Origin of the sequence: Phenylobacterium sp. (assembly GCF_036723115.1) — a bacterium.
Taxonomy (GTDB): domain Bacteria; phylum Pseudomonadota; class Alphaproteobacteria; order Caulobacterales; family Caulobacteraceae; genus Phenylobacterium.
This window is the reverse complement of sequence record NZ_DAIMHV010000163.1, coordinates 1-6056: the sequence shown is the minus strand read 5'-3', so window position 1 is coordinate 6056 and position 6056 is coordinate 1. Positions and strand designations below refer to the sequence as shown.

Sequence of the window (6056 nt, the reverse complement as noted above, 5' to 3'; positions counted from 1 at the left end):
TCTCGGCGATCACCTCGCGCAGGTGACGCTCCAGATAGTGGCCGGAGTTCACCGAGAGGGTGGAATCATCCACCGGCGCCCCGTCGGAGATGACCATCAGGATGCGTCGCGCCTCGGGCCGCCCCAGAAGCCGATGGTGGGCCCACATCAGGGCCTCGCCGTCGATATTCTCCTTCAGCAGGCCCTCGCGCATCATCAGGCCCAGATTGCGCCGGGCCCGCCGCCAGGGAGCGTCCGCGGCCTTGTAGACGATATGGCGCAGGTCGTTCAGCCGACCGGGCTGGGGCGGCTTGCCCGCCTTCAGCCAGTCCTCGCGGCTGGACCCGCCCTTCCAGGCCCGGGTGGTGAAGCCCAGGATCTCGGTCTTGACCCCGCACCGCTCCAGGGTCCGAGCCAGGATGTCGGCGCAGACGGCGGCGACCATGATCGGACGCCCGCGCATGGAGCCGGAATTGTCGATCAGTATGGTCACCACCGTGTCGCGGAACTCGGTGTCCTCCTCCTCCTTGAAGGCCAGGGAGGCGGTGGGGTCGGTGATCACCCGGGTCAGGCGGGCGGTGTCGAGAATGCCTTCCTCGAGATCGAAGCTCCAGGAGCGGTTCTGCTGGGCCATGAGCTTGCGCTGCAGCTTGTTGGCCAGGCGCGAGACCACGGTGGACAGGCTGGCCAGCTGCTGGTCGAGATAGGCCCGCAGGCGGCCCAGCTCTTCGGGATCGCAGAGCTCTTCGGCGGCGATGATCTCGTCGTGGGCCGTGGAGAAGACCTTGTAGGTCGGCGTCCTGGCCTCGCCCTTGGGCTCGGGCCGGGCGGGCTGCTCGCCCTCGCCCATGTCGGGCTGGTCCTCGGTGTCCTCCGCGTCCGGATCTTCCTCGGCGCTCATCAGCTGGCTGTCGGACTCCTCGCTTTCGCGATGGGTCGCCTCGCTGTCGTCCATGGCGCTCTGCTGGGGCGACTGCTCCTCGCCGCCGTCCTCGTCGCCCTGTTCGGACCGGTCGGACTCGCCGTCCTCGCCGCCGTCCTCGTCCTCATCAGGCTGGTCGGGGGCGTCGGACAGGTCATCGCCCATGGACAGGTCCCGGAGGATGGCCTTGGCCACCTTGCCGAAGGCCCGCTGGTCCTCAAGATTGTCCGCCAGGCGATCAAGGTCGGCGCCGGCCCTGGCCTCGATATCGGCCCGGAACAGATCCACCAGGGGACGGGCGGCCGGCGGCGGCGGCTCGCCGGTCAGGCGCTCGCGCACCATCAGGCCGACGATCTCCTCCATGGGGGGATTGGCTTGGGCGGCGATGGGGTCGAAGACCCGCTTGGCCCAGGACTGGTCCAGCACCGCCTTCAGGTTCTCGCGCACCCCGCCCAGGGCGTTGGCGCCGATGGCCTCGGTGCGCGCCTGCTCGATGGCGTCGAATATCGGGCCGCCCTGGGCCGACTGGGGCCGTCCCTTGGCGTGGGTCGCCGTATCGTGGTGGGCCAGGCGCAGGGCCATCTGGTCGGCCAGGCCGCGGATGCGGGCGGCGTCCTCCGGCCCCAGGTCCCGGGGTGGATGGGGCAGCACCGCCCGGTTGCCCTGCAATTGCGGGCCTTCGCCGGAATAGACGATCTCCAGGTCAGGCGATTCGGCCAGGGAGCGCGCGGCGTTGGCCAGGGCGCGCTTGAACGGCTCGACGGGGCTCTCGGGCGGGGACTTGGACATCGTCTCCTAGATAAGGCGCCCCAAGGCCGGCGGGAAAGGGCCAATGCAGGCCCGGGACCGGCTGGCGCGGCGGAACAGCCAGGCTTCGTGCGGCGTTGCCCCCTTCGACAAACCGTTCAGGAGAACCGACATGTTGAAATGGGCTCTGATCTTCGCCCTCGTGGCCCTTGTGGCCGGCGCCCTGGGCTTCGGCGGCGTGGCCGGCGCGGCCGCCGGTGTGGCCAAGATTCTCTTCTTCCTCTTCCTCGTGGGCTTCCTGGTCTTCCTGGTTCTGGGCGTCATGGCCGGACGAAAGCTCACCGGACGCTAGGTCAGGCGAGGTTTCAAAACGAAACGGCCCCCGCGCCTGGGCGCGGGGGCCGCCTTGTCAGGCGCCGACCCTCAGTGGTGGGCGTGTTTGGCCAGATAGGCCGCGCCCTGGGTCTCGACCATCTTCACCAAGTCGCCCATGGCCAGGTTCACATCGATCAGATGCAGGCCCCAATCCCGGGCCACCACCCCGTTCTGAGCCACGTCGCCGGCGATGGTGTCGGTGCGCGGATCGGCCGGGTCGGCGTTGGTGGTGACCGCCAGATAGTGGAAGCCGTCCTTGCGCACGCACTCGGCGCTCAGCAGGCCAGGAACCGAGACGAACGGCGTGGTCACCTCAGGTCCGTCCTTCACCCAGGCCGCCGGGGCGTCGGATGAGCCGAGCAGGGTGCCGCTGCTGGCCAGATAGGCGTGCAGATCAGCCTTGCCCCCGGCCAGGGCGGCGGGATTGACGCAGGCGGCCTCCATGGTCTCGGCTCCGGCGCCGGTGATGACGCCAAACCGGGAATTGGCCGGCGGCGGCTGATCGGCGCGGAAGCTCACATAGGACACCGCGCAACCGATCTGGCCCGGCGCTTGGCAGAGGGGGACGGACTTAAAGGTTCCCGTCGCCTCGCCACGCTTCACCGGCAGGTTGGTCCCGATGAGCAGGGCCGAGATCAGCCGTTCCTGCACGGGCTTGCCGTCGATCTCATTGGCGATCAGCTGGGTCAGCACGCCCGAGCCCTGGCTGTGGCCGATCAGGACCACGCCGCGCCCCTTGTTCTCGTGCTCCAGATAGTGGTTCCAGGCGTCGACCACGTCCTGATAGCCGGTGTTGGGCCGGGGGCCGGACGGCAGGGCCGCGCCCATCACCACCGCCCGCAGGGCCGTCAGGGTGAACTGGCGATAAAGAGGCGCATAGACCCGGCATTGCGAGCCGAAGCGCGCCAGCTGCTGGGCCACCACCCGCCGTTCCTCGTCATTGGCCACCATGTCGCTGATCACGCCGGGATCGTTGGAGACGGTGGGATAGACGTAGAAGCAGTCGATGGCCGCGTCCGGATTGGCCTGCCAGGTCTCGGTGGTCATGGTCCCGTCGGCCGCCACCACGGTGGTGGTGTTGTCGATGGCGCAGGCGTCGTCCTGACCGGGCCAGCAGAGCCAGCTCTCGGTCTTGGAATAGTCATTGGCGGCCGGGGCGGCGGCACCCTGCGACTGGGCCTGTGCCTGCCCGGCGGCGACGGCCAGGGCCAGCGCCCCGGTGGCGGCCGTCAGGGCGGCGATCATCTTCCTCGACATGTCTTCCCCAAGTGCAATCTGAAGTTTTGCTTCAATGGGGCGGAACATTGCCCAGAGAACCGTGCTCGTCCAGTGCCTGGCATGACGCGAACGCCAGGGCCGACCGTAGAATTTCATCCGTCCACGGCGTTCGCGGGGGAGGTTAAAGGCGGCCCGCTGACGGTGGCGGCGCATTGTCGCAAAACATGCTCAAAACCGTCATAAAAGCTTCACAAGCATTCAGGGCTGTGGAACGCTCCTGCCAAGATCCGGCTCTGACCGGCCATAATGAGGAGGAAAAACATGAAGTTGATCGCACTCGCCGCGAGCGCCGCCCTCCTGGCTCTGGGCTCGGCCCAGGCCGGCGAAGTCGTCCGCGCCCCGTCCGCCGAGGCGGCGGCCAAGGACGCCGCGGCCCGGGAATCGGTCCGGGCGTCGCGCGTGGTCTATATCTGCGACCGTTCGGACATGACCCTGCGCGGCTTCGCCCGGGAGTTCGGCGAGGTGAAATTCGTCTCCGCCGAAGAGGCCCTGAATTCGCAGGAAGGCTGGGCCGCGCCCCGCTGCATCAGCGAGACCGAGGCCAGTCGCCTGGCCGCCCTCATGAGCCGCTGACCCGCGCGCGAAGGGCGTTTCTGAGGCGCCATCATGCAGAATGAAGAACGGCGGCCCCGCCATGCAGGGCCGCCGTTTCTGTTTCGCGCCTGTGGCGTAGCCCTCAGGCCACGCGCACCCGGGCGGTGCTTTCCGGCAGGTCCTTGCCAAAGGCGCGCTGGTAGAACTCGGCCACGGTGCCGCGCTCCAGTTCGTCGCACTTGTTGAGGAAGGTCAGGCGGAAGGCCAGGCCGATGTCGCCGCCGAAAATCTCGGCGTTCTGCGCCCAGGTGATCACTGTCCGCGGGCTCATGACCGTGGAGATGTCGCCGTTCATGAAGGCGTTGCGGGTCATGTCCGCCACCCGGACCATGGCCGCAATGGTGCGCTTGCCCTCGGGGGTGTCGTAATTCGGCGACTTGGACAGCACGATCTGCGCCTCCACGTCGTGGTCCAGATAGTTCAGGGTGGTGACGATGGACCAGCGGTCCATCTGCCCCTGATTGATCTGCTGGGTGCCGTGATAGAGCCCCGTCGTGTCGCCCAGACCGATGGTGTTGGTGGTGGAGAACAGGCGGAAATAGGGGTTCGGCCGGATGACCCGGTTCTGGTCGAGCAGGGTCAGCTTGCCCTGGGCTTCCAGGATGCGCTGGATGACGAACATCACATCCGGCCGGCCGGCGTCGTATTCGTCGAACACCAGGGCGATGGGACGCTGCAACGCCCAGGGCAGGATGCCCTCCCGGAACTCGGTGATCTGCTTGCCGTCCTTCAGGACGATGGCGTCCTTGCCCACCAGATCGATCCGGCTGACGTGGCTGTCCAGATTGACCCGGATCAGCGGCCAGTTCAGCCGCGCGGCGACCTGTTCGATGTGGGTCGACTTGCCCGTGCCGTGATAGCCCTGGACCATGACGCGGCGGTCATAGGCGAAGCCCGCGCAGATGGCCTTGGTGGTTTCCGGGTCGAACCGATAGGCGGTGTCGATCTCCGGCACATGGCTGTCGCGGTGGGAGAAGGCCGGCACGGTCATGTCCACATCGACGCCGAAGGTCTCGCGCACGGAGACCTTCTTGTCGGGGACAAGGGTCAGCAACTGATCGTCGTGGGTTTCGGAAATCGAGGTCATGACCAGCCTCGCATACAGGGTTACGCCTTCGAAGCAAACGGGTGTTTCATGGCCTCAAGAGCAAAAAGCCGGAGGAAGCGCGCGCGCCATGCCAACCCCTGATCAAGACGCCTATCCCACCCTCCAGACCCACCCCGCCGAACACGGCTTCGGCGCCGTGGTGCGGGGGGTGAACTTCGCCGAAGGCCCCTCGGATAAGGTGATGGACGAGGTCCTGCGCGCCTGGGCCGAACACGGGGTCTTAAGCTTCCCCGACCAGGATCTGAGCCTTGATGAACTGGAGGCCGCCACCCTGCGCTTCGGCCCCTTTGGGGTGGATCCCTTCATCGCCCCCATGCCCGGCCGGCCCAACGTCCTGGAGCTGCGCCGGGAGCCGGACGAAAAGGCCACCAACTTCGGCGCCGGATGGCATTCGGACTGGAGCTTCCAGCCCAAGCCGCCGGCCGCCACTCTGCTGCATGCCAAGGTGGTGCCGCCGGTCGGCGGCGACACCCTCTTCGCCGACTGCGTCCGGGCCTATGAGGCCCTGTCGCCCGTGATGCAGGAGACGCTCGGCCGCCTGCGCGCGGTCCACAGCGCCGGCCGCGCCTATGGGACCCAGGGCGTCTTCGCCCGGGAGACCGAGAAGCGCACCATGCAGATCATCGTCAGCGCCGAGGCCGACAAGACCCACAGCCATCCCCTGGTCCGCACTCATCCCGTGACGGGCCGCAAGGCGCTGTTCGTCAGCCCGGTCTATACGGTCGGGATCGAGGGCATGAGCCCCGCCGAGAGCCAGGCGATCCTCGCCTTCCTGTTTGCGCATATGACGCGGGAAGAATTCATCTTCCGCCACCGCTGGGCGCCGCACACTCTGCTCATCTGGGACAACCGGCGCACCATCCACCTGGCCGAAGGCGGCTATGACGGCCATCTGCGCGTGATGCACCGCACCACCGTGGCCGGGGAGACGCCGGTGTGACGCCCGGCGCCCGGATGAAGGCGCCCGTCTAGCGTCGCGCCTCGCCGGGGTCGGCCTGCGCCCGCCGCCAGGGCCAGCGGCCCTGAATCTCCGTTTCGAGGGCGAAGCTGAGG

Annotated in this window: 6 protein-coding genes; 3 read left to right on the top strand and 3 right to left on the bottom strand. The window is 67.8% G+C overall.

The annotated features are described in order from the left end of the window. Window positions 1–1690 (bottom strand): cobaltochelatase subunit CobT (cobT, locus tag V7D28_RS13335; protein ID WP_333587872.1); only part of this gene is annotated, 1690 nt, incomplete at its 3' end. A gap of 130 nt (window positions 1691–1820) precedes the next feature. On the opposite strand from cobT, the gene V7D28_RS13330 reads away from it, so the two are divergent. Continuing rightward, entirely contained in the window at window positions 1821–2000 is a 180-nt protein-coding gene (locus V7D28_RS13330; RefSeq protein WP_333587871.1) for a DUF1328 family protein, read from the top strand. Between the two features lie 71 nt (window positions 2001–2071). Here V7D28_RS13330 and V7D28_RS13325 read toward each other — a convergent pair whose 3' ends face one another. Further along, the gene (locus V7D28_RS13325) at window positions 2072–3280 is read right to left on the bottom strand and encodes a DUF3089 domain-containing protein (protein WP_333587870.1); all 1209 of its coding nucleotides are present in this window, start codon (window positions 3278–3280) and stop codon (window positions 2072–2074) included. Window positions 3281–3562: 282 nt separating this feature from the next. Here V7D28_RS13325 and V7D28_RS13320 point away from each other — a divergent pair, with 282 nt between their 5' ends. Continuing rightward, window positions 3563–3874: a hypothetical protein gene (locus tag V7D28_RS13320; protein WP_333587869.1), complete on the top strand. Its 312-nt coding sequence runs from the start codon at window positions 3563–3565 to the stop codon at window positions 3872–3874. A gap of 103 nt (window positions 3875–3977) precedes the next feature. Here the strand turns inward: V7D28_RS13320 and cobS are convergent, their stop codons facing one another. Beyond that, entirely contained in the window at window positions 3978–4982 is a 1005-nt protein-coding gene (cobS, locus tag V7D28_RS13315; protein WP_333587868.1) for a cobaltochelatase subunit CobS, read from the bottom strand. An 88-nt stretch (window positions 4983–5070) separates the two neighbouring features. On the opposite strand from cobS, the gene V7D28_RS13310 reads away from it, so the two are divergent. Beyond that, window positions 5071–5943, top strand: a complete 873-nt coding sequence (locus V7D28_RS13310; RefSeq protein ID WP_333587867.1) for a TauD/TfdA dioxygenase family protein — start codon at window positions 5071–5073, stop codon at window positions 5941–5943. The last annotated feature ends 113 nt before the right edge of the window (window positions 5944–6056 follow it).